The organism is Vibrio sp. 1CM2L (assembly GCF_023161695.1).
Classification (GTDB): Bacteria; Pseudomonadota; Gammaproteobacteria; order Enterobacterales; family Vibrionaceae; genus Vibrio; species Vibrio coralliirubri.
Genome location: NZ_JALNTT010000002.1, coordinates 674,752 through 699,123 on the forward strand (window position 1 = coordinate 674,752; position 24,372 = coordinate 699,123).

Annotated in this window: 17 protein-coding genes; 3 read left to right on the top strand and 14 right to left on the bottom strand. The window is 44.9% G+C overall.

All coding sequences use genetic code 11. The features are described from left to right. Positions 1 to 165: 165 nt before the first annotated feature. The 4 genes from MSG34_RS08095 to fabB all read right to left on the bottom strand — a co-directional run bounded on the left by MSG34_RS08095 (position 166) and on the right by fabB (position 9,147). Positions 166 to 5,085, bottom strand: coding sequence for a FimV/HubP family polar landmark protein (locus MSG34_RS08095; protein WP_248336971.1), 4,920 nt, complete (start codon positions 5,083 to 5,085; stop codon positions 166 to 168). A gap of 207 nt (positions 5,086 to 5,292) precedes the next feature. After that, positions 5,293 to 6,306: an aspartate-semialdehyde dehydrogenase gene (locus MSG34_RS08100; RefSeq protein WP_048615089.1), complete on the bottom strand. Its 1,014-nt coding sequence runs from the start codon at positions 6,304 to 6,306 to the stop codon at positions 5,293 to 5,295. Between the two features lie 12 nt (positions 6,307 to 6,318). After that, positions 6,319 to 7,452, bottom strand: a complete 1,134-nt coding sequence (locus MSG34_RS08105; protein ID WP_048611503.1) for a 4-phosphoerythronate dehydrogenase — start codon at positions 7,450 to 7,452, stop codon at positions 6,319 to 6,321. A 483-nt stretch (positions 7,453 to 7,935) separates the two neighbouring features. Then, entirely contained in the window at positions 7,936 to 9,147 is a 1,212-nt protein-coding gene (gene fabB, locus MSG34_RS08110; RefSeq protein WP_017062353.1) for a beta-ketoacyl-ACP synthase I, read from the bottom strand. Positions 9,148 to 9,275: 128 nt separating this feature from the next. On the opposite strand from fabB, the gene mnmC reads away from it, so the two are divergent. Beyond that, positions 9,276 to 11,354, top strand: a complete 2,079-nt coding sequence (gene mnmC, locus MSG34_RS08115) for a bifunctional tRNA (5-methylaminomethyl-2-thiouridine)(34)-methyltransferase MnmD/FAD-dependent 5-carboxymethylaminomethyl-2-thiouridine(34) oxidoreductase MnmC (RefSeq protein ID WP_248336972.1) — start codon at positions 9,276 to 9,278, stop codon at positions 11,352 to 11,354. A 146-nt stretch (positions 11,355 to 11,500) separates the two neighbouring features. Here the strand turns inward: mnmC and MSG34_RS08120 are convergent, their stop codons facing one another. The 3 genes from MSG34_RS08120 to MSG34_RS08130 all read right to left on the bottom strand — a co-directional run bounded on the left by MSG34_RS08120 (position 11,501) and on the right by MSG34_RS08130 (position 13,002). Further along, a complete protein-coding gene (locus MSG34_RS08120) occupies positions 11,501 to 12,022 on the bottom strand; it encodes an NADPH-dependent FMN reductase (RefSeq protein ID WP_017070306.1) in 522 nt (173 codons plus the stop codon). A 176-nt stretch (positions 12,023 to 12,198) separates the two neighbouring features. After that, complete coding sequence (locus MSG34_RS08125) at positions 12,199 to 12,462, bottom strand: YfcL family protein (RefSeq protein ID WP_017063425.1); 264 nt, start codon at positions 12,460 to 12,462, stop codon at positions 12,199 to 12,201. Between the two features lie 9 nt (positions 12,463 to 12,471). After that, complete coding sequence (locus MSG34_RS08130; RefSeq protein WP_248336974.1) at positions 12,472 to 13,002, bottom strand: elongation factor P hydroxylase; 531 nt, start codon at positions 13,000 to 13,002, stop codon at positions 12,472 to 12,474. A 299-nt stretch (positions 13,003 to 13,301) separates the two neighbouring features. Between MSG34_RS08130 and MSG34_RS08135 the strand changes: the two genes are divergently transcribed. Next, on the top strand, positions 13,302 to 13,925 hold the full coding sequence (locus tag MSG34_RS08135) for a trimeric intracellular cation channel family protein (protein WP_004734183.1): 624 nt from the start codon (positions 13,302 to 13,304) through the stop codon (positions 13,923 to 13,925). Positions 13,926 to 14,038: 113 nt separating this feature from the next. Here MSG34_RS08135 and aroC read toward each other — a convergent pair whose 3' ends face one another. Further along, positions 14,039 to 15,124 carry a chorismate synthase gene (aroC, locus tag MSG34_RS08140; RefSeq protein WP_004734182.1) on the bottom strand — a complete coding sequence of 362 codons (1,086 nt, stop codon included), beginning with the start codon at positions 15,122 to 15,124 and terminating at the stop codon, positions 14,039 to 14,041. 298 nt (positions 15,125 to 15,422) lie between these two features. Between aroC and MSG34_RS08145 the strand changes: the two genes are divergently transcribed. Next, positions 15,423 to 15,926, top strand: a complete 504-nt coding sequence (locus MSG34_RS08145) for a GNAT family N-acetyltransferase (RefSeq protein ID WP_248336976.1) — start codon at positions 15,423 to 15,425, stop codon at positions 15,924 to 15,926. A 162-nt stretch (positions 15,927 to 16,088) separates the two neighbouring features. Here MSG34_RS08145 and MSG34_RS08150 read toward each other — a convergent pair whose 3' ends face one another. The 6 genes from MSG34_RS08150 to MSG34_RS08175 form a co-directional block, all read right to left on the bottom strand. Next, positions 16,089 to 17,414 (bottom strand): SidA/IucD/PvdA family monooxygenase, encoded by a 1,326-nt coding sequence (locus MSG34_RS08150; protein ID WP_248336978.1) that lies wholly within the window; start codon positions 17,412 to 17,414, stop codon positions 16,089 to 16,091. Between the two features lie 26 nt (positions 17,415 to 17,440). Further along, complete coding sequence (locus tag MSG34_RS08155; protein ID WP_248336979.1) at positions 17,441 to 20,125, bottom strand: GNAT family N-acetyltransferase; 2,685 nt, start codon at positions 20,123 to 20,125, stop codon at positions 17,441 to 17,443. A gap of 32 nt (positions 20,126 to 20,157) precedes the next feature. After that, positions 20,158 to 20,733, bottom strand: a complete 576-nt coding sequence (locus MSG34_RS08160; RefSeq protein ID WP_248336981.1) for a nitroreductase — start codon at positions 20,731 to 20,733, stop codon at positions 20,158 to 20,160. Then, on the bottom strand, positions 20,720 to 22,651 hold the full coding sequence (locus MSG34_RS08165; RefSeq protein ID WP_248336983.1) for an iron ABC transporter permease: 1,932 nt from the start codon (positions 22,649 to 22,651) through the stop codon (positions 20,720 to 20,722). Before MSG34_RS08165 ends, MSG34_RS08160 begins: the two co-directional genes overlap by 14 nt. Continuing rightward, the gene (locus MSG34_RS08170) at positions 22,644 to 23,489 is read right to left on the bottom strand and encodes an iron-siderophore ABC transporter substrate-binding protein (RefSeq protein WP_248336985.1); all 846 of its coding nucleotides are present in this window, start codon (positions 23,487 to 23,489) and stop codon (positions 22,644 to 22,646) included. Before MSG34_RS08170 ends, MSG34_RS08165 begins: the two co-directional genes overlap by 8 nt. 107 nt (positions 23,490 to 23,596) lie before the next feature. Then, a complete protein-coding gene (locus MSG34_RS08175; RefSeq protein WP_248336995.1) occupies positions 23,597 to 24,367 on the bottom strand; it encodes an ABC transporter ATP-binding protein in 771 nt (256 codons plus the stop codon). Between the last annotated feature and the right edge of the window lie 5 nt (positions 24,368 to 24,372).

Here is a 24,372-nt window from a genome sequence, read left to right on the forward strand (position 1 = left end):
AGTATATACGGAAATCAGTGCTAGCCCAAATAGGATGGGGCTAAAACTTCAATAAACAATCAGCGTCGACTGATACGGTGCTTTTGAAAAACCAAATCAAACAATAGTGCTCTGTATCGCCTTAAAATAAAGGGTAGCCAACGCTACCCTTTCTGATTTGTTAATTTATCGACCGTTTAGCGTATCGATAAGATTTTTTGCCTCTCGACGAATATCATCGCTGCCGTCAACGATTGCCTCTTCTAGAAGCTTAATTGCCCCTTGCGAGTCACTCATCTCGATGTAGATTTTGGCCAAATCAAGCTTACCTGCAGCTTCTGCATTGCTGTCGACATCATAATTGCCAATATCACCGATAACATCAGGGAATTCGTTTAGACCCACATCCAGTTTAAGCTCTTCATCGTCTGGATTAATGACCTCTTCACCTTCTTGCTCGACTTGAGCCATCAGTTCATCAATCGTCATATACTGCTTATCACGACTGTTGCCTGATTCAGTTAGGTTGTCTTGTTGAGCCCAATTCTCTTCTTTGATTTTCGGTTCAGCTTGCTGCTCAGCCGATGCCCAAATCTCTTGTTGGTCATCAGGCACATCATTATGCATGCTCGATTGTTGCTCTGGTGCTAGGTTAAAGCCTTTCCAGTCTTCGCCACCAACTTCAAGCATGGCGTCAATATCCAGCCCTGCGCTATCAATCGAAGTTGCGTCCAATGGCTTATCGAACATGTTGTCGACAGAGTCTTGAACATCTTCAGAAAGCAACTCAGCTAATGCTGTCTCATCAAAGTCATCAAAGCCTTCTAGTGGCTCATCTTGAACCGCTGTAGGCGTTGAGTTTGGTTCTGAAGCCGCGCTCAGTGATTGTTCTGGCTGTGCAAAACCAGCCGGCTCAGAGTCTTGTGCATTCGAGAAATCATCAGCCTGACTGTAGCTCTGAGGATTTGAGAACAAATCATGCAACGCATCTTGCTCTTCGCCTTGTGGGCTGAAAGAGGTCAGTGGTGTTGGCTTCTCTGCAAACGCATCGGAGATGGCTTCGTCTTCACCGTATTCCGGTAAATCAAACTCATCAAACTCTACGCCTTGGTCTTCCGCTACCGGCTCAGCATTGCTTTGCTCAATATCATCTAAAACAGAGTCCGCTTTTGCGCTTTCTTCATCGTACTCAGGAAGATCAAGGTCATCGAACTCGAACTTCTCGGTGTCAGGCGCTAAGTCTTGCTCTAGCTGCGCTTCATCTGGTTCACTCACCACTTCCGCTAACGCATCGTCTTCACCAAACTCTGGAAGTTCGAAGTCATCGAATGAGAACTCTTCTTCGCTTTCTGGTTGCGCAGTATCAGCCTGTGGTGCGGCATCTAGCTGAGGCTCAGCGGTAGGTTGTGATTCAACACTTGGTTGAGCATCAATAGCTGGCGTTATTGGTTCAGGTGTTGATTCAGCATCAGCTTCCGCTAGTGCGTCTTCTTCACCAAACTCTGGTAACTCGAAATCATCAAACGAAAACTCTTCGTCGTCTTGCCCCTGAGCTTTAACTTGGGCTTCAGTTTGAGGTTCAACACTTGGTTGAGCATCAATAGCTGGCGTTACTGGTTCTGGTGTTGATTCAGCATCGGCTTCCGCTAGTGCGTCTTCTTCACTAAACTCTGGCAATTCAAAGTCATCAAACGAGAATTCTTCTTCGCCTTCTTGTCCTAGAACTTCAGCTTGTTCTGCTACTTCCGCTTGTGGTGTCGCTTCAACTTGCGGTTCAGCATCTAACTGAGGTTCAGCGACTGGTGTCACTAGATCTGGTGTTACGTCAGTTTCCGCTAATGCTTCTGGTTCAGACGCCTCATCTTCAATCAACCAATCATCGTCTTCTGGCACACCAAATTCATTCGGAATGATCTCTGGCATATTTGCAGCTCGAACTGGCTCTGGCTCTGGCTCTGGCTCTGGCTCTGGCTCTGGCTCTGGCTCTGGCTCTGGCAAGGATTCAACGACATCTTCAAGCTGATCGCTACCTTGGATTTTCGGTTCAAAGTCAAAATCAGAGGTAACGTTCGCTGGCGACTCTACATCGTCGATGGCTTCAGCTAACCAGTCTTCAACCGTTTCTTCATCATCTTCAGATATATCATTTAAAGAGGATGGCGAAGCTTGTTCTTCAAAGTTAGCAGCAATGTCTTCGAGCTGTTCTTGGACGTCGGCTTCTTTCGGCTCTGGTTCTTGTTGTGCGGTTTCTTCTTGAACTCGCTCTTCAAAATCTGGTTTATCAAAATCAGAATTCTCAGATAACAGCGAGTCGATATCCAATTCATCATCTTCCACCGATGATGCGATTTCTTGCGCTGATACTTCGTTGCTGTTTGAAAGAGGCGCTTGCTCTGGTTCAACCGTATTGTCAATTGATGGTTCAACAGGCTCTTCTATTGCTGGCAACAAATCATTGTCATCAGAAGTCATTAACTCATCAATCAATGCTTCATCTGTTGTTTCTAGCGAGTCATCAAGCAAAGCATCCGTTGCTGGTGCGACACCGAACAAATCATCGATAAAACCATCACGATTAAAGGCTTCATCATTTTCTGGCTTAATGTCAGTACTTTCTTGAGTCACTTCCGAGTCTAATGAAGCATCACCAACAAGTTCAGGTTGTGGAGTTTCACTAATGTCCGTTATTTGCTCAGGCTCGGCTTCAGAAGGCTCTGACGTTAATTGAGTATGTTCAACATCTGAATCCTTGATAAGGTCGTCGCTGGCTTTATCAGAACCAAAGGCAGCATCTAGCTCTTTATCAAACGTCTGCTCTTCTGATTCAAGCTCGTCTTCGATACCACTTGTCAGTAAATCATCAAACGGGTCTAAAGATTCAGATTTTGGTGAATCGGCTTGGTCCGCTGAAAGCGCACCATCCGATAATTCACTATCAAGGAAATCATCCAATAAGTCGGTACTTTCGGCGTCGAGTTCGAAATCATCGTCGTCAGAGTCACCTATTAATTCATCCAAGGTTTCCGTGCTGTCTTCTGCGATGTTGAGGTCATCATCGGTCGATAAACCAGAAAGCTCTTCAAGCTCAGACAGAGAATCAAAGCCAAGAGGTTCGCTTTCAGACTCATCATCCGAATCGTCCCCTAGCATCTCATCAAGAAGGTCTGTCGAGTTACTTAGGTCTACGTCATCGCCTGCCAGTTGCTCATCAAGCAGGTCAACGCTGTCTTGAGGTTCTTCATCTACGATTGGCTTATCGAACTGAGACAGAATGTTTTCGATATCATCGTCAGACGCCAAACCATTGTTTAGGTTAGTGGCAATCTCATCGTCGCTATCGAGGTTGAAAGGGTCATTCGCTTGATCGTTCTGAGCGGCAACTTGGGCAAAGATGTCATCAATATCATCATTCGCTGTTGGTGACGCAGGCTCAGGCTCAGGCTCAGGGGACTGTTGTTCAGAGATTAGAGCATCAATATCAAAGTCGTCATTACTCAAATCAGCAGGCTTGGTCTCACTTTGTTGCTCAGAGATAAGCGCATCGATGTCAAAATCATCGCTTGCTGGTGTTTCAGTGCTAGAAGGCGAATCACTTTGCTCTTCCGAAATCAGAGCATCAATATCGAAGCTATCATCATCTTCGTCATCAAGAGCAAACAGATCATCTAATAAAGATTGGTCTAGCTCGTTGGAACCGAGATCTTCAGTTTCAGACTCTTGAGATAGTAAAGCTTCAATGTCATCCGCAGACATTGCGTTATCATCAGAAAGGTCGAAGTCGACATCATCAGTATCGACGGCACTTTCCGCTGTTTTGTCTAGCGCACGCTCCATCTCTTCAAGGCCAAGCGCTTTCTCTTCACCATTAACACTAATGCCGTTGCTGCTGTCTAAATCTAGATCGTCGAAGTTGGTGTCTAAATCACCGTTTTCGCCAATGCTGGCGAACGGGTCATCGTCTTCACCATCTAGATTAAAATCGAGATCAGATTCATCTAAGCCGGCAAAGACATCGTCTTCCTCAGCTAGCGCTTGATCGTCAAACAACTTGTTGGCGTCATCTTCCGTACCAAACAAGTCATCGTCTAAAGACAGCTCGTTAAGGTCATCCATCTCGTCGCCCAATGTAATAGGCGCAACGGTGCTTGGTTCTGGCTGAATCGGTTGCTCTTGAGCAGTTTGCTGTTGCTCATCATTTTTAGAACGACGGCCTAACAGCATCACAACGATCAAACCAATTAGCAGGCCTGGGATAATCGCCAGAGCCGCTACTAACCAACCATTCGATAACAGTTCGTCCATGGCACTTGGTGCCATTTTTTCAATTTCGGCGTTCTTTCTGCGCTCTTCATCAAGCAGTTTTTCCACTTCGCTACGAATGCGATCTTCATCGCTGAGCTCAGTTTTTAGCTCATCCACTTCCGATTGAACATTCGATAACATCAAACGAAGTTGGTGGTTTTTCTCTTCAAGTGACAGTAATTCAGTTTCTGAAAGCTCTAGCTGCTTCTCTAACTTGTTCATCTCTTGAGTTGGAGCAGATGGAGCTAGAGATGATTGAGTTGGAGACAATGGCTTTTTAGCGACTTCAGCAGTGCTTACTTGTTTAACAGGAGCAACATTTTTTGCATCAGAACTCGACGCTTTGGGTTTTGAAGCGACAGGCTTACTTGCAGGAGCATCAAGCTTAGCAAGATGTGAGTTCATGATGTTGATAGCTTGCTGCGTCGAGCTTGCACGTGCTTGCTCTAAAGAAGGTACACGTAAATTACTGGCAGGCAGCAGGCTATGGATATTCTGGTTTTCAAACGCTTGTGGGTTTAAGCGATAAATAGCCAACAGAGTTTGTTGGACTGAAACGGAGTTATCAGGGCGTAACTTTGAGGCAATAGACCACAATGTTTCTGAGCCGCGAGTTGGACCATAGAAACGTGAAGGCTCAGCGCTATTCGATTGCGCTCTTTGAAGAGGTTCTGAAAACGTAGGCGCTGATTGTATCTGGCCATTAGGCCCTACAACTCGAATGGAATCTGCACGAACAACGGAAATCTGAGTCGCAATGATAAAGGCAAAAGGCATTAACCACGGCTTGAAAATTTGAAACATAAAAGGCTCAGCTAGGTGCTTAAATTCGGAAAAGTGATGATCTATTAAATATATCGGATAAATGACGTAAAACTATAGAGATGAAAACAAAAAATGTGTTGCAGCAACAATATTCGCAGCAATTTCACACAATTTGACTAACAATATTTTTAATCGATTAAAAAAGCCCCACTAAAGAGTGAGGCTTGTTTATCAAAGCAATAAAGCTTAGAAGTAATCGCGAATCAAAACTTCAGCGATTTGAACTGCGTTTGTTGCTGCGCCTTTACGAACGTTATCAGCGACAACCCACATGTTCACGCCGCTGTGATGGCTGATGTCATTACGAATACGACCAACCATTACGTGGTCTTTACCACCTGCATCACGAACTTGAGTTGGGAAGTCTAGCGCTTGGAATACTTCAACACCTTCTGTGTTCTCTAGAAGCTGTACCACTTGCTCTGCAGCGATTGGTGCGCGAGTTTCAATGTGTAGAGATTCTGCGTGACCGTAGAATACTGGTACACGAACACAAGTCGGGTTCACTGTGATTGAAGAGTCAGCAAAGATTTTTTGAGTTTCCCAAACCATCTTCATCTCTTCACGCGTGTAGCCGTTCTCGGTAAATTCATCGATTTGAGGAATACAGTTGAAAGCGATCTGCTGTGAGAACGCTGAGTTTTCAGCTGGCATACCGTTAAGAAGCTTAGCCGTTTGACCCGCTAGCTCATCGATACCTGGCTTACCCGCACCAGACACAGATTGGTAAGTTGAAACGTTAATACGCTCAAGGCCCACTTCATCGTGAATTGGTTTCAGAGCAACTACCATTTGGATAGTCGAGCAGTTAGGGTTCGCGATGATGTTACGGTTACGGAACTCAGCAATTGCTTCAGGGTTCACTTCAGGCACAACCAGAGGAACATCGTATTCGTAACGGAAGCGTGATGTGTTATCGATAACAACAACACCTTCATCAGCCGCAATTGGAGCCCAACGCTCTGAAAGCTCGCTACCTGCAGAGAAAAACGCAATATGTACTTGAGACCAATCGAAGTCTTCTACGTTTTGTACTTGTATTGTTTTGCCGTTAAAACGGGAAGTTTTGCCTTCACTACGTTCACTTGCTAGTAAGTGCATTTCACCGACAGGGAATTTACGCTCTTTAAGTACTTCAAGAATGGTTTCACCAACCGCACCAGTCGCACCTAAAATAGCAATATTAAATTCTTGGCTCATTGTTTCTCTCTTTTATAAAGTTGGTTTTACCATAAAACCGAGTTTAGATAACGGCGTTAAATTACAAGATTCGTCGCCCGTTAACTCGACTGCACTGTACTCTCTGCGGTCCCAATATTCTTTACGCATCTTGTCAAAAGAACCCGGCGTAGCGATATTGCGACGGAATAAGGCGTCGTCTTTGCGCACATCATAGATCAACTGAGTCAAATTGTGCAGTGTTGCTTCATCCCAAGCTCTATCTAATTTCATTTGAGGTACAGGCGCTGTCGGCAATAAGTCGCTTGCATACGCACGCTGTTCAGTACCTAAAAACTCACAATAACTGTTGAAGATCATCGTGGTACCACGCGCTTTACCCTCTAAACCGTAGCCCGCTACGTGAGGCGTTGCAAAAGCAAGAAGTGGAAGAAGCTCAAAGTCGACTTCAGGTTCAAACTCAAACACATCAAGCACTGCAGTAAAACCATCGGCTTTTTGCAGGCGAGCTTTTAGCGCTTGGTTATCAACCACAGGACCTCGAGCTGCATTAATCAGGATTTGGTCAGCACGTAAGTTGTTCAGCACTTGCTCATTGATCAAGTGATGCGTTGGAAACTCCCCCGTCTTAGTGATCGGTGTATGCAATGTAATAACGTCTGATTGCTCAAGCAGAGTCTCTAGCTCAGTAAATTCGCGAGTATCACCCTCTTGCTGTTTTAGAGGGTCGTTCAGCAGAACTTTAATACCAATGCCTTCTAGGCACTTCGCTAAGTAACTGCCCACTTGACCACAGCCGATAATACCAACCGTTTTATCAAAAACAGAGAAGCCTTGTTGCTGCGCAAGCACCATCATCGCACTAAACGCGTACTCAGCAACACCCACCTTGTTACAGCCAGGCGCCGCAGTAAAGAAGATGCCACGCTCTTTCATCAACTCTTGGTCAACATGATCCATACCAGCCGTCGCAGTACCGACAAACTTCAGCTTATTGGCTTTGCTGATCAATGACTCGTTTACCTTGGTAACAGAGCGAATCATCAATGCGTCTACGTCAACTAGGTCGTCAGCTGTTAATGTGCGACCAGACTTCATTGTCACTTCCCCTAGCTGGCTAAAAAGCGCTTCAGCGTAAGGCATATTTTCGTCGATTAAGATTTTCATTTGGCGAGTACTTTTGTTGGGGTCTATCGACCTAAATGTGAATTGAAATGATTGTGCAAAATTCCACACACGGTGTCGAGTAGCAATTGGAATACATTATAAATAAAGGGCTGAATCACTGAGTCTGCACAAACAACAGGCATAAGATTCCATACCCAAATATCAAACGGCTAAAACGAAAAATGCCCGATTGAATAAACAATCGGGCAAACATCCAGAACAAAAGGATCCTATCTCGCTCTCCAGGAGACAGAGTCTTGCGTCTGTTCAACCAGTACTAACCAAGGTCAGTACTGGTCAAGCTCTGGAAACCTTTCAATTTCTAAACCCAGATTTAAAAACTATGTTTAAAAAACACGTTTACCAACCTACGTCTAAAAACTTTGTTCTGATGGTCATTATTACTGGGTGACCTGTGCGTGTTGAATCTGCACTAGCGCAACCCTTTAACGATTAACCTTGTCTCTGTAACTCAAGCCTCAGTTAAGCTTGGTACTTTTTGATTACTAGCGTTGCGTTCGTACCGCCGAAACCAAAGCTGTTAGACATAACCGTTGTTAGCTCTTGATCACGAGCTTCAGTTACGATGTCTAGGCCAGCAGCAGCTTCGTCTAGGTTAGAAACGTTAATGCTTGGAGCGATAAAGCCGTTGTCTAGCATTAGCGTTGAGTAAATTGCTTCGTGTACGCCAGCAGCACCTAGAGCGTGACCTGTCATCGCTTTAGTTGCAGAAATTGCTGGGCTGTTGCCACCAAACACTTCTTGGATAGCACCAAGCTCTTTCACGTCGCCAACTGGAGTTGAAGTACCGTGAGTGTTCACGTAGTCAACGCCATCAACGTTTTGCATTGCCATCTTCATACAACGAACCGCACCTTCACCAGAAGGAGCAACCATATCGTAGCCATCTGAAGTTGCGCCGTAGCCTACGATTTCACCGTAAATTTTTGCGCCACGAGCAACAGCGTGCTCAAGTTCTTCGATAACTAGCATGCCGCCGCCACCAGAGATAACGAAACCATCACGGTCTGCATCGTAGGTACGAGAAGCCAGTTCTGGCGTGTCGTTATACTTAGTAGAAAGTGCGCCCATTGCGTCGAACATCATAGTCAGAGACCAATCCAGTTCTTCACCGCCACCAGCGAATACAACGTCTTGCTTACCAAGTTGGATAAGCTCCATTGCGTGACCAATACAGTGTGCAGATGTCGCACATGCAGAGCTCATTGAGTAGTTCACACCACGGATTTTGAAAGGAGTTGCTAGACAAGCAGAAACCGTAGAAGCCATTGTACGTGGCACCATGTATGGACCAACGCGCTTCACGCCTTTCTCACGGATGATGTCTACCGCGTTTACTTGGTTTAGAGATGAAGCACCACCTGAACCCGCAACGATACCCGTGCGGTCATTAGATACTTGATCTTCAGTTAAACCAGAATCAGCAATTGCTTGCTCCATTGAAAGATAAGCGAATGCCGCTGCATCACCCATAAAGCGCATTTTTTTGCGATCGATATGGTCAGCAGGGTTCATTTTTAGGTTACCCCATACTTGAGAGCGCAAGCCATTTTCCTTGAACTGCTCTGAAGCGGTAATACCAGATTTACCCTCTTTCAGTGATGCTAAAACTTCTTCGACGTTGTTACCGATACTTGAAACAATACCCATACCGGTGATTACGACTCGTTTCATGTGACATTCCTATAATTCTAAATTCAGCTAGATGATAACTAAGAAGCCTAACAAAAGTGGTCAGCTTTCCTAGAAATTCGTACAATCCCTACCAACATATCGCTTCAAATCACAAAATGATAGATTTTATGACTTCAATTACTAATGCAGAACTGGAATGGAATGAGTCTGGCACACCAGTTTCAGACCAATTTGACGACGTTTACTTCTCCAATGTTAACGGTTTAGAAGAAACTCGCTACGTCTTTTTAAAGCAAAACCACCTTCCAGAGCGTTGGCTTGAACATGAACAACGCCGCTTTGTGATTGCTGAAACCGGCTTTGGCACAGGTTTAAACTTTCTTGCAGTTTGGCAATGGTTCGATGCTTTTCTTAAAGATAACCCACAAGCGATGACCAAAGAGTTACATTTCATCAGTTTTGAAAAATATCCTTTAAATAAAGAGGATCTCATCAAAGCACACCAATCGTGGCCAGAATTAGCCGAGTATGCGACGCAACTCCAAGAACACTACCCTATTGCTCTACCTGAATGTCACCGCATTGTGCTGGGCGACGGTGCAATCACGCTTGATTTGTGGTTTGGCGATATTAAAGATTGCATGCCTAACGTACCAACCCCACGTGAAGGTTTGGTTGATGCTTGGTTCTTAGATGGTTTTGCTCCGAGCAAGAACCCAGAGATGTGGAATCAAAACCTATTCAACGGTATGGCCAAGCTCGCTAAGCAAGATTGTAGCTGCGCCACTTTCACCGCTGCTGGCTTTGTTCGCCGTGGCTTAATTGAAGCTGGCTTTGAAATGAAAAAGGTCAAAGGCTTTGGTACTAAGCGAGAAATGATCGCCGGCCGACTTGGCGAAAAGCACGCTCACACCAACATCAAACCTTGGTATGGCCTTTCTCAACACAGTGAATCACAAGACATTGCGATCATTGGTGGTGGCGTAGCCAGTGCTGCATTAGCCAAAACGCTAAGCCGTCGTGGTAAAAACATCACCCTTTATTGTGAACACCCACAAGCTGCGGGCAATGCCTCAGGTAACAACCAAGGTGCGATTTACCCGTTGTTGAGTGAAGCGATCTCGAACGTGTCTCGCGTGTTTGGCCCAGGTTTACTGTTTGCTCGTCAATTTATTAATCAAGCGGCTCAGTCTGTCCAATTTGATCACAGCTGGTGTGGCGTGAACATTTTGATGTGGGATCAAGGCTCCACTAAAAAGCTCAACCGCATGTTGGAAGGCAACTTCCACACCGACCTAATTCAACGTTTATCACCAGAGCAAGCCAACGAAAAAATTGGCTTACCGGTCGATAAAGAGAGTGTTTACTTTCCGTTGGGCGGCTGGCTAAGCCCTCTTCAGCTTACTCAAGGCTTGATTGGCAAGTTAGAAGAGAGCAACCAAGTGAGCGCACACTATCAACATCAAGTAACGCAACTTGAATGGTTAGAAGCAGAGCAGCAATGGTTACTGACAATTGAGACACCTCAAGGTGAGGTTCAAACCAAGCACGACCAAGTGGTTGTCGCGAATGGACACAAGTTCACTCAGTTTGAACAAACTCAGCCAGTACCACTGACTCCGGTTAAAGGCCAAGTGAGCCATATTCCGACCACGGAAAATCTCAGTAAACTAAAAACCGTATTGTGCTTTGATGGCTACCTGACGCCACAGAACCCAAACAATGGTCACCACTGTATTGGTGCGAACTACGACAAAACTAATATCGACCAAGAGTTTGATATTGAGGTTCAGCAGCACAATGGCGAGCGCCTACATGGGTCGCTACCAGACCAAGCATGGACAAAAGATGTCGACACCAGTGACAACTTAGCGCGCCAAGGTATCCGAAGCGTAAGCCGTGACCACCTTCCGTTTGTCGGAAACGTTGGTGACTTTGAAGCCATTAAGGAACAGTATCAAGATCTCCACAACTTCAACCCACAGCGTGACTCGGTTGAGGATGTTCAGACGGTAACAAGCTTCCCTAACCTTTATTGCTTTATCGGGCTAGGCTCACGTGGTTTGAGCTCTGCACCATTATTGGCTGAAGTATTAGCATCACAGATCTGTGGCGATCCGCTGCCCTTGCCTGTTGATGTGCTTGAGGCGATTCACCCAAGTCGAATGTGGGTACGCAGACTGCGTAAAGGCAAGGCATTAACGGCTGGATGGGTTGCTGACAAGCATTCTAAATCAAACCCGTAGTTTCTAGTCCAGCTATTCTGAACATCTGAAATTTCTGAATATCTGAAACTAAAAAGTTAAAAGCTAAAAAGCCCGAGCGACATTATGTCCCTCGGGCTTTTTGTTGTTCGTGTTGCTCTAAACTGATGCTCTAAACGAAGCTGTATTTACAGCTTAGCAACCGCGTCTTTAATCTGTAGAGCGATCTCTTCGTTGCTGATAGAACCAGATTCAAAATCAAAGTTATCGTAGAAGCTTGGTACTGAAACTGACGCTTGCACGTTGCCACCGAAGTAAGGTGCAGAACCTGTTGCTGCGCCAAGTACCGTTTGTGCGCCGCCAGGGCCCGGTGAAGTCGCTAGGTAAACCGCCGGCTTCTCGCCAAATACTGAACGCTCAATGCGTGTCGCCCAATCAAATAGGTTTTTATACGCTGCTGGGTAGTGACCATTGTGTTCTGCGAACGAGATAACAAACGCATCAGCTTCAGCTAGGTCGCGTAAGAATGCTTGAGCGCCTTCAGCTTGGCCGATCTCTTTTTCAGTGTCTTCACTGAACATAGGAACATTGTAATCGTTGATGTCTAGGACTTTAACTTCAGCACCTTCAATCAAGTTTGCTGCGTAAGTTGCTAGTGTTTTGTTGATTGAGGTAGAACTTGTGCTTGCGCCAAATGCGATAACTTTCATGATGTGACCTTTTCTGTAATTCCGTTAAGTGGGATTAGAATAACGTAGTAAGAAAATGTAACCATCACAAGAAATGAACGGACTCATTCAAAAATTTCGAACGAGTCTCAAATAAACCAGTTCGCTCAGCAAAATGGAAAGGAAGGGACTGAGCGGATAGTATTAATATATCGAGATTAAGCTTGGTTTTGTAGCTCAACCCAAAGGTCATTAACGATAGTGCGGTCTGCTGGTGTTAGTTCAGAGCGAGCGTCGTCTAGGCTCTGTTCAATACGAGCTTTTACTTCTGCCACATCTTCAATGCCTTCTTCTTCACATGAAGCCACAGAAAGAGAAATATGACCACGTAAGTAACCACCAGCAAACAGTTCATCGTCTGATGCGTTTTCAATGCGAGCATCAATTACTTCAAGTAGTTTTTCTTCAAATTCGATAATCATAATATTCTCTTATTTCACAATAAATTGGCTAGTACATAAAGGTTCTACATCGTAGAAGCTGCGTAATGCTTCAGAGAGCATTTTCACGCGAGGCGGAAGACCAGCTTCAAAGATACCCATGACTTCACTGTGTACTTTATTCATAAAGGCCAAACGATCTGGCTCAAAATCGCCGTGTAGATTGTCACAGCTGACATTAAAAGGAAAGCCCGCACTCATCGCAATGATCCATTCATACGCTTGTGGGCGAATTTCTACTTTTTCAAACTCAGCTTGAACCACCTCAGTTCGACCATCAGGTTCATACCAATAGCCAAAATCTTCCAACAAACGACGTTCAGGCCCAGCAACACACCAGTGTGCTATTTCGTGAAGGGCTGACGCGTAAAAGCCGCGAGCAAAAACGATACGGTGATGAGAAATCTGTTCGTCGGCTGGCAGGTAAATAGGCTCGTCTGCACCCAGTTCGAGCTTGGTATTGTAGCTCTCGAAAAAGGTTTGATTGAAAATATCGATGATGTCTGAGTATTGGTGCGTCATAAAATCAAATTTAAGTAAAAAGAACTGGGGCATTTTGCGTTTTTTTCAGCGATCGGTAAAGCCCTATCACAAGCAATGGCATTGGGTTGACCCCAATACTTTACCGTGACAATCGATTGCAGATCCCAGATTACACTACTTTGAGGTGAATGATTAGTTTAGCTAATCTGAAATGCCTATTCACGGTACAAATATTCATTCGTCAATAAGCGTTTTTACTACTACACTCGCGCTTCATTTTTATATCCCTAAGGCCTATAAGACTCCAATTTATAGACCTATATTATAGAGCTACAGCAATGCTACTAAGTGTTTTGTATATCATTGGCATCACGGCAGAAGCCATGACCGGCGCTCTCAGTGCTGGCAAACAAAAAATGGATTGGTTTGGTGTAATGCTGGTTGCCAGTGCAACGGCAATTGGCGGCGGTACAGTACGAGATATCCTACTTGGCCATTACCCTTTAGGTTGGGTTGAGAACCCGCAGTATCTGGCAATCACCTGTATCGCAGGTGTTATCACTACAGGACTGGCTAAATGGGTAATCAAGCTCAAAGGGCTATTCATTCGTTTGGATGCACTAGGGCTTATCGTGTTCAGTATCATTGGTACTAAGGTAGCGATGACCATGGGTCTTCACCCTATGATCTGCATGGTATCTGCGCTAGTCACTGGCGTCTTTGGTGGTTTGCTGCGCGATCTTATCTGTCGTCAAACACCATTGGTATTGCATGAAGAGCTGTATGCGTCTGTCGCACTTGTCGCTTCAGGTTTATACCTAGGTTTGCTTGAGCTTGGCATCAACGACGTAACCGCGACGATTGTTACGCTTGTGGTTGGTTACTTGCTGCGCATGGCGGCCGTGCGATTCAAGTGGCGTTTACCTTCGTTCCAGCTTGATCCGGAAAGCTCGGTACATTAGATAATATATTCTCAATTACGCACAATATAAAAAGGGTTGCTTCATTACGAAGCAACCCTTTTTTGTTTCTATCAAAACAGTTTCAAATCTGTTCTGAATAAAACGAAGCAGAACTAGATTTTTGGCGTTTCAGTTGTCACACCAAAGTTTTGACCACGGTGACGTAGCAAGTGGTCAAGCAATACAATCGCTAACATTGCTTCTGCGATCGGCACAGCACGGATACCCACACATGGATCATGACGACCTTTAGTGATTAGCTGCGTTGCTTCACCGTCTTTAGTGATCGTGTCACCAGGAACGGTAATGCTTGATGTTGGTTTAAGCGCAATGCTTGCCACAATATCTTGGCCAGTAGAAATACCACCTAAGATACCGCCAGCGTGGTTGCTGCTGAAACCTTCCGGAGTTAATGGGTCACGGTGTTCACTACCGCGTTGATTAACCACATCAAAGCCATCACCAATCTCAACACCTTTCACCGCATTGATGCTCATTAGAGCGTGCGCGATGTCTGCATCGAGACGATCAAAGATTGGCTCACCAAGGCCTACAGGCACTTTAGTCGCAACCACTTGAATCTTCGCACCGATCGAGTTGCCTTCTTTTAGCAAGTCACGAATCAGTTGGTCAAATTCCGGCACTTTGTCGGCATCTGGGCAGAAGAAAGCGTTGTTTTCAATCTCGTTCCAATCCACTTTATCAATTGAGATATCACCCATTTGAGAAAGGTAAGCTTGGATTTCAACACCAAATTCTTGTTTTAGGTATTTCTTCGCAATTGCACCTGCCGCTACACGCATTGCAGTTTCACGAGCTGAAGAACGACCACCACCACGGTAATCACGCACACCGTACTTTTGATGGTACGTATAGTCAGCGTGTCCAGGGCGGAACTTGTCTTTAATTTCGGAATAGTCTTTAGAGCGTTGGTCTGTATTTTCAATCAATAGACCAATAGAAGTGCCCGTAGTTTGGCCTTCAAATACACCTGATAAGATTTTCACTTCATCCGCTTCACGGCGAGCCGTTGTATAACGAGAAGTACCAGGGCGACGACGATCCAAATCTCTTTGAAGGTCTGCTTCGGTAATTTCTAATCCTGGTGGGCACCCATCTACGATACATCCTAGTGCGATACCGTGACTTTCTCCGAACGTGGTCACGCGGAAATGTTGTCCGATACTGTTTCCTGCCATTACTTCCTCTAAATCAGCTATTGAGCAGAAGGTTTGATTCCTAAACCGACTGACTAATAGCTTTACTTGTCTATTCTTCGTGAATTCATAGTGGCTTTATTACCAAATGATGTAAACCCCAAAAAACGAACAATTTTAACTTTCTATTACATGAGCCGAATGAAATGAATGACAAGGAGAAATGAGCGTCGCTTTGAAGTGGCCGTTTTCACCAGTAACATTGTCCAATTAACAAAGGTTAATGAAGTCACTTTAAATACTCTCTATGTTGTAGCCCACAATAATAAGGAGAAGAATAATGATTGAGTGGAGAGTTAAAAAGTTTGCGGATCTGTCTGTTCAAGAGCTCTATGATTTCTTGCAGCAAAGAGTTGATATTTTTATCGTCGATATGAACACGCCCTACAGCGATTTGGATGGCAAAGATAACCATCCGGAGACTTATCACGTCATGGGCTATGAGAACGAACGCCTAGTAGCTTACAGTCGAATTATGGCTCAGAAACTTGGGTATCCAACCGATGTTCTTCCCTTGCTCGATTCAGACGCTAACGATGTATGTATCGGACGAGTGATTGTCACAAAGGACTATCGCGGTAAACAGATAGGTAACCAACTCATGCAGGTGAGTTTTGATGCAACTCGAAAGATTTATCCTGATTGCTCAATTTTTATTTCGGCACAAGCACACCTTAAAGACTACTATGGTAAATTCGGTTTCGACGTGGTTACGGACAGTTACTTAGAAGATGGGTGTACGATGTTAGGCCTTCGATACACTCCCGAGGTTGTGATGGTTTAGCTGAAAGCGGCAGACGCAGTATAAGTACTCGCTTTTATAGATTGAGAAGCTTCCTCTAGTTTAGTGGTATTTACCTCCCCAGTTAACATACCAATCAAGCCTCTCATTCGCATGAAAGGCTTGAGTTTAGAGAGTTACGCAGAATTTAGGGCCTTCTCGAAATCAACAGAGCTCTTTCTGTTGTTTACTTGGCTCTAATCCCCAATCAACGACACAGGTGTGCTCAACCGGGTCGTAAAGGTTTTTCTGTGCGACGCTGTTGAGTATTTTGGCACCTCGCCACGCAGCTAAGCTTAATTGTGGCTCTGCGATACCATGACTCCCCATGCCAGTATTAACCATATAGATACGATTATGCTCCCCACCGTCCCATTCTACAGAGAAGTCTTCTGCCAATTTAGGACGCCCATCATCATCCCATTTGATTTGTTCATGTAACGCGTTTAAACAGCTTGGTGTTACGCGCTTAAAACCAGTGCACATCACAACAACATCCGCTGTAATCTGTGATACTTCGCCTGTTAAGCTATGTTCAAGTTTCAATTGGTAATCTGTGCTATCACGTTGCATCTCGATTAAGGAGCGGCTTGGTTGAATGCTCCACCATGGTCTATTTCTCAACACAAACTTATCATGATACAAACGCTGATAGATCCCCTGAAGGCACTCGCTTGTAATTCCATCGCTGGTTAGCTTTTGTCGCCCTACTTCGCTATCTTTCACTTTTTGATCAAGTTGATAGAATCCATTCACATAATCTGGCATGAAATACTGGTCAGTAAAGCAACCTTCATCAAGTACCTCGATATTCGCTCTTCTCGACACCCAATGAAGCTCAGATAACGCACCGAACTGTTGATCAAAACTATGTTGGAAAACATCTGCTCCCGTTTGCCCTCCGCCGATCACGGCAACTCGTTTACCTTCAAATTGAGGAGCACGCAAAGCCAACTCACTGGCATGGAAGCACTCATCGCCCATGTGTAGCATTGCACATTCAGGAACGGTTGGTACAACACCGGTTCCCATGACAAGGTTTTTTGCATAAAAGATGTGGTTTTCCGTTACTACCTTAAATAAACCATCGTTGTTTTCAATATGAATGACTTCTTGGCTAAATTTTACATTGGGTAGTTGATTCGCCACCCACCCCATATAATCTGAAAACTCTAAACGTCCTATCGTGTTCTGTCCCGAAGCCATAAACGGGTAGAACTTTCTGTTCAAGACTAAATAGTTGAGAAAACTGTAAGGGCTAGTTGGGTCAACCGCAGTCACTAAATCTTTTAAGAATGATGTTTGCATTTTTGCATCGTCTAGTAGCAACCCTGGATGCCATGCAAAATGAGAACGCTTATCTAGAAATAGCGTGTTTAGTTCAGTTTTTTGGGCAGCTAAAGCGGCAATACTTAAATTAAATGGACCTAAGCCGACACCAATCACATCATAAATAGTGTCCATCTCGAAACGTTCGTTATCGTTATTCATTATTTTCCCTTTTCAATACCAAATATCTAAAATGCAAACTGTTCAAAGAAGCGTTTTCTACCGCACAAAATGAACGCTGAACGTTTATGAGGAAAATCAAATTCAAACAATTTTTGCATCCCTACTCGCGAGTTCAACTTGAGCACTCGATGGTTATCGGCTCTTGGCTCACCGACCACAGACTCCATTCTTGGTTCCTGCATGAAACAGTATTGAACAACTGCCCTTCCCCATGTATCAAAGTAAGGAAGGCCTCTATACGCTAAGTTTCCCACAAGCATATGCACGCCTTTATCAAACAATCCGTATTCGTAAAATGGACCAATTCTGTCTTCGGCTGCCCAGTAGATTTCAAAATAACCGAAAGGCACACCATCAAACTCCCCGATCACGCCGTAGGCATGTTTGTCCTGTTTTTGCTGCTCAAGATAGTTTCGATGTGTCGACAACTCTCCCTCTAGCTCCCACATTTGGGCAACAGAAGGCTCATTGTGCCAACGGTGGAATGTGTTTAAGTCCCTAGCGATATCAACTACTCTCAAGGTAACAGTACGTTTCAAGTGGTAGTAATATCGCTGAAAAACGATACCTTCAGGATGAGTTGGTCGAATAGGATGTGTCGAACCATTCTCTGCTGTCGTGAATACTTGAGTCTTTGAATCCTGAGCTGTATGCAACCAAATGGGTGCTGACTCTAAAAACTCGCTGAACTCAATCGTCTTTTCTCCACCTAGCCAATTGGTCGCGTTAATACGATTTAGATCCATAGAGAAAAGTGTGTGTTCAACAGCACTCCACCAAAGCATGGAATCATTGACGTCAGTTGTGTTGCACGTTAAAGCGCCAGTCTTCCCTCCTTCGATTTCCGCATTAAATTGAGCAACTACTTCGCCATATTCAATGAGACTGAAAGTCAAAGTCCCATCCGAACTCTCTCGCTCAAGTATTGTGACAGTTCGACCTGAAGGAAGTGGTTTGTGGATACGTACGCCTTCATTTTCTGAATCTTTCCAAGCAAGTGGATTAGCGACATCGCAGTAAATGATTGATGGATCTTTCATCGTCGCTTCATTAAACGCCGATAAAAAGCACATAAAATTGCGCTTCCACCGTAAGGTTGGCGAGTGAAGAATATAGTGATAAAAAGAGTCATCTTTAGGATTTAGCTTGGATAAGGCGTCAAACTGATTGCGGCATAATGTCCATAAATCGGTTTCATCAATAAATCCTAGCGCTCCAATGGCCGCAATCGTATTTAGTAGAGAGTTCCCAATAACATAGTAAGCGTGATAAGGGTTGAGCTCTCCAGCTTCCATAAAGTATTCCGGTTGCTCACGTTCCAAAACATCAGAGAACACATCCATTGCTAGTGACGTTAAACCAAAACCTTGGCAGTCTCGAACCGCAACGCCAACAGGCAAACCTTGCTCTACTTCAACCATTAAGTTTTGCTGATGAGCAAGCATCACAATGCCATAGTCAGCACGCGCGACACAGATTGGCGCAATGACCTTTTCCATAAATGCGCTCATCCAGTGCCTCGCTGCGAGTTCAAGGCTGTGTCCTTGGATTTGGGCACACTGTCGAATCCACTGTTCAAGCTCACTAGTCTTATCACCGACTGCGTCTTGGTTTAGTGTTGCCAACATGTGGAAGCGACTCGCGGTAGAATCAGATACTTGTTCAGCTTCAACAAAGAAAGGGTTCACTCTAAAACATACCAGCGGTAGATCTAGGACCGCTTGATCCTGTCCGACAATAGAACACCACATAGGCTCTTCAATAAAATTGGCGAAGTCCAAACGTTGTTTTAATTCCTCCCCTGCTGCAGTCTTCATCAACTTACTAAATTGAGTCCCGCGCCTCGCTTCAGGCTCGGTCATAAGGCGCAGAGAATTAGTCAAACGAACCGGTAAGGATACCTTTAGCATCCATTTACAATTCGGATGATAAATAGCACGTGAGGAAGATGTTGCTGTCCACCCATCGCTCTTTAGAGCTAAATCAAGGGTATAAGCCTGCAGAGCCTGACAATTCGCTTGTGCTTTTCGCCACTCTCTTGCTTGCAGCGGATGCATGGGAATTGGCACCCAGTCTGCATCTGGTAATGAAGAAGCACCTTGAGTGTGACAGCTCAGAAACATTTCTTTTAGTTCATATTTCATACTCCCCGAAACGTATTCGCCAGCGAGCTTATCTTCTTTTACGGCAAACCATTCCAATGCGAATTCACCAGCGAATTCAGGTAAGTACGCTTCTTGCTCTTGTTGGGTCAGAGGTTCATTACACTTAGGGGCTGGATGCATACTGTGTCCACCACTAAGTGCCTGTTCTGATGTGATAAAACCTTTCAAATCATGTTGGTATTGACGCAAAGCCAATGCGGAAGATGCCCGCGTTACATAATCATTTGAATTTTCAACACGTTGTAAAAACAGCGTTTTTTTATCTTGACCAACTTCAGGGAAGTAACGTTCAACTAACAAAGAAGCAGCCTGAGAAAACGGTATTTGTGATAATTTATCTAGCTCTCGAAGCAGTACTTTTCCACTATATCGATGACGACCTGAGGCAGATACATAGGTAAGAGGAATCTCTAATTGCCCATGACTGTTCAAATCAACATAAATACTGTTGCCCTTAATTTGATATTCAGATGTTTCAAGCAGCAAGCTGTTTAAGAAGTGCTGCATCGTAAGTAAATGCGTCATTTAACTCTATCTCTTAGGATTCATTTCATTATTTAATAGGTCGTCTGTGGCGACCATTTTGATGTCAGCGGTTTTGCGCACCGTCTACGCTTTTTACGTGTTTCTGCAGGTGTACCTAGTACCAAGAAACCCACAGGAACATGACTCTCCTTGAGGTGCAGATGTTCTTTCACATTTGGTAGATCAACGGCTTCCGTCGAATACCAAACGCCACCGTAACCACTCGCATCCGCTGCTAGGAGTATCATTTGGCATGCTGCAGCCGCAGAAAGGACCTGATCTTGTTGTGAGATCTCTTTGTGTGGTTTGATCTCTGCAGAGACCAGAACCAACATCGGAGCTTGGCGTAAATAACTTGATAGTCGTTTGACTTGCCCTTTATCTACATTCACATCAGACGTAACCCATGCGGCACTCAATAGTTCAACCAGTGCTTCAACTTGTTCATGCTCTATCACTAGAAAATGCCAAGGGTTAAGATTCCCATGGTCTGGAGTACTCATTGCGGTTTGCAGTATGGTCTCTAAATCACACCCAGCCGGAGCTGGTAGAGATAACTCATGAACATGATAAGAGACACGTTGTTGAAGAAATTTAATCAATTCCATGACGTTGTTTTCGATATCCGATTAGTAGTAAAAGTAAGAAGTAAAGACTCCCTAAAATAGACACGACCAAGCCAGCTGCTATTTCAGAAGGAGGCATAAGGCTGCGTCCTATTCCGTCAGCCCAAATTAAAAGAGAAGCACCGGTAAGACCCGCGGCGGGAATCAGGTGAACATGACGATATAAACCCAATAGACGCGCGCAATGTGGCGCTAGCAAGCCAACGAAGCTAATTGCACCAACAGTTGATATTGCAACTGCCGTTAATAGAGCAGCAACCCCGAGCAGCACTAGGCGATAAGGGGTAAGAGCAATCCCCACGACTTGAGGAATTATTTCTCCCAAAGGCATGATGTCTAGGCTTCGTAGAATAGGAACCATAACAATAAGTGACAAAGCGATCGTAATAGCCAAAGGCATAATGCTTTCAGCAGACGCGCCATAAGTTGTACCAGACAGCCACATGAGAGTGACCGTTGATGTTGTGCTACCGAAAGTCAACAAGATGTGAGTGGCAGTGCCAGTAAATGCTGAAATGACAATCCCAAACAGCGCGAGTTGAGAGACGCTAAGTTGTGATTTGAGCCCCCAAAAAAGGAGCGCTATAACGGCAAGAGCACCGGTTAGGCCAGCTAAAACGATCATGTTGTGACTGGCTCCCGGGAAAACCACCAGCAGACAAGCGATCATTAAAACTGAACTGGTACTGACCCCGGAAATATCAGGGCTTGCTAACGGATTTCTGAATAGTGTTTGTAGCAAAGTCCCCCCGCAAGCCAATGCAAAACCTGCAAGTCCTGCTAAAACAATCCTGCTCATTACCCAATCAGAGCCAATATTATTACTTGGTTCAGACCAGTAACCCACTGTCATGATAAGAATCACACCCAGTACCAGTAACACATGACTTGGTGAAAGCTTTAACAATGGACGTAGACCAATCACTTGATCTTCTGTAGCAGCAAGCGCTCGCCCACTCTTTCCAAATAAAAGGAGTAAGAAGAATGGTGCGCCCAAAAGCGCCGCGAAAGCACCGGTTGGTAATCGATAGCCTAAGAATAACAGGCTTCTTGAACACCATTCGGCCAGCAGCACTAACATCGCACCAATCACTAAGGATAGAAGCCAAAGGCTTGTAACACTTCGACCTTGGTATTTGTTCACCGTTAAATAACGAGCCAAATGGGGAGCCATAAGCCCGATAAAACCAATCATACCAACCATCGCAGTTGCCAGAGCCGCTTGAGAAATAGCAAGGAGCAAAATCACCCAACGCCAACGATTTACTGATAAACCCAATGCATGCGCATGTGTTTCACCAAGCTGAAACAATGAAAGCTTCGGCAGCACGACGACACTCAGCGCCAACGTAATAAAAGCCGGTAAAGAAAACTGTTTAAATGCTTCGGATGAGCTTTGTAGGACTTGCCCACTCCCCCATAGGAACAGCCCATCCGTTTCATGCTCGAAGTAAAGCAAAAATACAGAAGCAACCGCGCCAGCACCGAGACCAATAGCCATACCAACTAACACTATTGGCAGTTTTCCCCCACCAATAAGTCGACCCACCATAACAACAAGAAAGGCAATCGCAACACTGCCCAGAAATGCGCTACACCAGACAAAGATGAGTCCGCCCTCAGGATAAAATACTCTTGCTAGAACAGCGCCAAGTAGAGCGCCGGAGGCAACACCTAATGTCGAAGGAGAAGCAAAATCATTGTCGAGCGATACTTGGATTAATACGCCAGAACTGGCTAACAATGCACCTGTTACAATCGCCATTCCAACTGTCGGAAGCCAAATGACGTCAAACATCACTTGGCTCAATTGCGGATCTGAGATAGGAGAAATCGTATATAAGTAACCTGCGACAACAAGAGACAATGCCAACAATGAACAGCTGAAAAATCTAACCATTGCTCTTCTCCTTCCAATCCAACAGTGACTTTGTAAATACTCTAGCCATTCGCTCAATCGACTTAGGCCCACCAAAGCTCCAAAGTGGTTCTACTTCAGAAAGTGCGTTTTGTTTGACGAAGGGCAAGTATGGCCAAACCGGAGAACGAGTCATCCGTTCACTATCGGTTTGATTACCAGCAAGAAGAAGATGAGTATTAATAACACCCGGAAGCTGTTCCAATTGAAGATGAACAAAATCCTTACCAGGCAACGTGCTCTGCCACTGATAGTTCAGACCCAACTGTTCAGCAACTGAGCCTGCCAAACTGTGGTTAGAAAAAATTCGTAGCCCATACCCCATGCCCACAAATTTGCCGTAGGTTACCGAAGTCCCAGCAAGACCAGACTCTTTAATCGCTTTGCGCAACTTGACGAGAGTTTTATCCATATCGTCCAACATCAGAGCCGCTTGTCTCTCGGTTCCTGTTACAACGGCCAGAGTGGAAAATATTTGTTGAGCCTGTTCGAAATACCGAAACTCCGGCTGATCTAACCTTGGGAATTGCTGATAAAGCAGAGTGGGTGCGATCTGGTTCAGTACTGGGTACAAGCGCTGATGTCGAAAGTCATATCCAACGATCAAATCTGGCTTTAGGTTCGCGATAACCGCTAAGTTTGGTTCTTGGCGGCGGCCTACTTCTGCAACATCTTCTGGCAATTGCGGATTGTTGGTTTGCCATTTTCGATAACCTCTTCCTTCAGTAATACCAACGGGTTTTATACCAAGAGATAAAAGCATCTCTGCTGCAGACCAGTTTAACGCCACCACTCTTTTAGCTGGCTGATTAAGACTCACACAGGTTGATAAGCAAGCCGCCTCTTTATCGATGAAAGGCTGATTTGCATAAACAACAGATGGTATTAAGACCGTCAAGATTGAGATGAGGATGCAAGATAAACGCCTCATGCACGAACCTCCGTCCACAAAATTCGCTGCCCATCGATATCGTGATCACGAACTGGAGTTTGATAGATATGACTCACTCTTTCTGCAGTGATCACATCATCGACCAAACCAGAAGCAACTAAATCTCCATTTTGCAGCATCATGGCTCTGTCGCTGTATTGAAGGGCTTGGTTCAAATCATGGAGTACCCAAATGATAGTTTTACCAAACTCTTCATTGAGTCGTTTAACTATCTCCAACAACCCTTGTTGATGATGGATATCCAACCAAGACGTTGGCTCATCCAACATCAAAAGTGGAGTATCTTGAGCAAGTACCATAGCTAGCCAGCAACGCTGCAATTCACCACCAGAAAGGCCGCTCAGTAATCGGTCTCGATAATGTTCAATGCCAGACACAGAAATTGCCCAATCAATAGCTTCTTTGTCTTGCGCATCTAAACGGCGATACCAAGGGCGATGCGGATGTCGACCAAATGCAACTAAGTCTGCCACGGATAAAGTTGAAGGGACGGGGTTACGCTGTGGCATAAGAGCGATTTCGCGAGCGATCTTTGCTCGAGACAAGTTAGAGACTTGATCACCACGAAGTAGAATGTCTCCACTGTCAGGTTGTCGTAATTGACTCAACACCGACAAAAGTGTCGACTTCCCTGAGCCGTTAGGACCAATCAAGGCGGTGATAGATCCTTGAGGGAACCCACCGCTCATTGGTTTGAGAATAGGTTTCCCTCCTAACTGGAGGGAAACATCGTTAAATTTCAGCACATTCA

What these genes read in the sequence shown, in the direction of transcription:
- MSG34_RS08150 (WP_248336978.1), bottom strand. Translation starts at nt 17,414, where the DNA reads ATGAATAACGATAACGAACGTTTCGAGATGGACACTATTTATGATGTG.
- MSG34_RS08100 (WP_048615089.1), bottom strand. Translation starts at nt 6,306, where the DNA reads ATGAGCCAAGAATTTAATATTGCTATTTTAGGTGCGACTGGTGCGGTT.
- MSG34_RS08130 (WP_248336974.1), bottom strand. Translation starts at nt 13,002, where the DNA reads ATGACGCACCAATACTCAGACATCATCGATATTTTCAATCAAACCTTT.
- MSG34_RS08155 (WP_248336979.1), bottom strand. Translation starts at nt 20,125, where the DNA reads ATGACGCATTTACTTACGATGCAGCACTTCTTAAACAGCTTGCTGCTT.
- MSG34_RS08160 (WP_248336981.1), bottom strand. Translation starts at nt 20,733, where the DNA reads ATGGAATTGATTAAATTTCTTCAACAACGTGTCTCTTATCATGTTCAT.
- MSG34_RS08145 (WP_248336976.1), top strand. Translation starts at nt 15,423, where the DNA reads ATGATTGAGTGGAGAGTTAAAAAGTTTGCGGATCTGTCTGTTCAAGAG.
- MSG34_RS08165 (WP_248336983.1), bottom strand. Translation starts at nt 22,651, where the DNA reads ATGGTTAGATTTTTCAGCTGTTCATTGTTGGCATTGTCTCTTGTTGTC.
- MSG34_RS08095 (WP_248336971.1), bottom strand. Translation starts at nt 5,085, where the DNA reads ATGTTTCAAATTTTCAAGCCGTGGTTAATGCCTTTTGCCTTTATCATT.
- MSG34_RS08135 (WP_004734183.1), top strand. Translation starts at nt 13,302, where the DNA reads ATGCTACTAAGTGTTTTGTATATCATTGGCATCACGGCAGAAGCCATG.
- mnmC (WP_248336972.1), top strand. Translation starts at nt 9,276, where the DNA reads ATGACTTCAATTACTAATGCAGAACTGGAATGGAATGAGTCTGGCACA.
- MSG34_RS08125 (WP_017063425.1), bottom strand. Translation starts at nt 12,462, where the DNA reads ATGATTATCGAATTTGAAGAAAAACTACTTGAAGTAATTGATGCTCGC.
- fabB (WP_017062353.1), bottom strand. Translation starts at nt 9,147, where the DNA reads ATGAAACGAGTCGTAATCACCGGTATGGGTATTGTTTCAAGTATCGGT.
- MSG34_RS08120 (WP_017070306.1), bottom strand. Translation starts at nt 12,022, where the DNA reads ATGAAAGTTATCGCATTTGGCGCAAGCACAAGTTCTACCTCAATCAAC.
- aroC (WP_004734182.1), bottom strand. Translation starts at nt 15,124, where the DNA reads ATGGCAGGAAACAGTATCGGACAACATTTCCGCGTGACCACGTTCGGA.
- MSG34_RS08105 (WP_048611503.1), bottom strand. Translation starts at nt 7,452, where the DNA reads ATGAAAATCTTAATCGACGAAAATATGCCTTACGCTGAAGCGCTTTTT.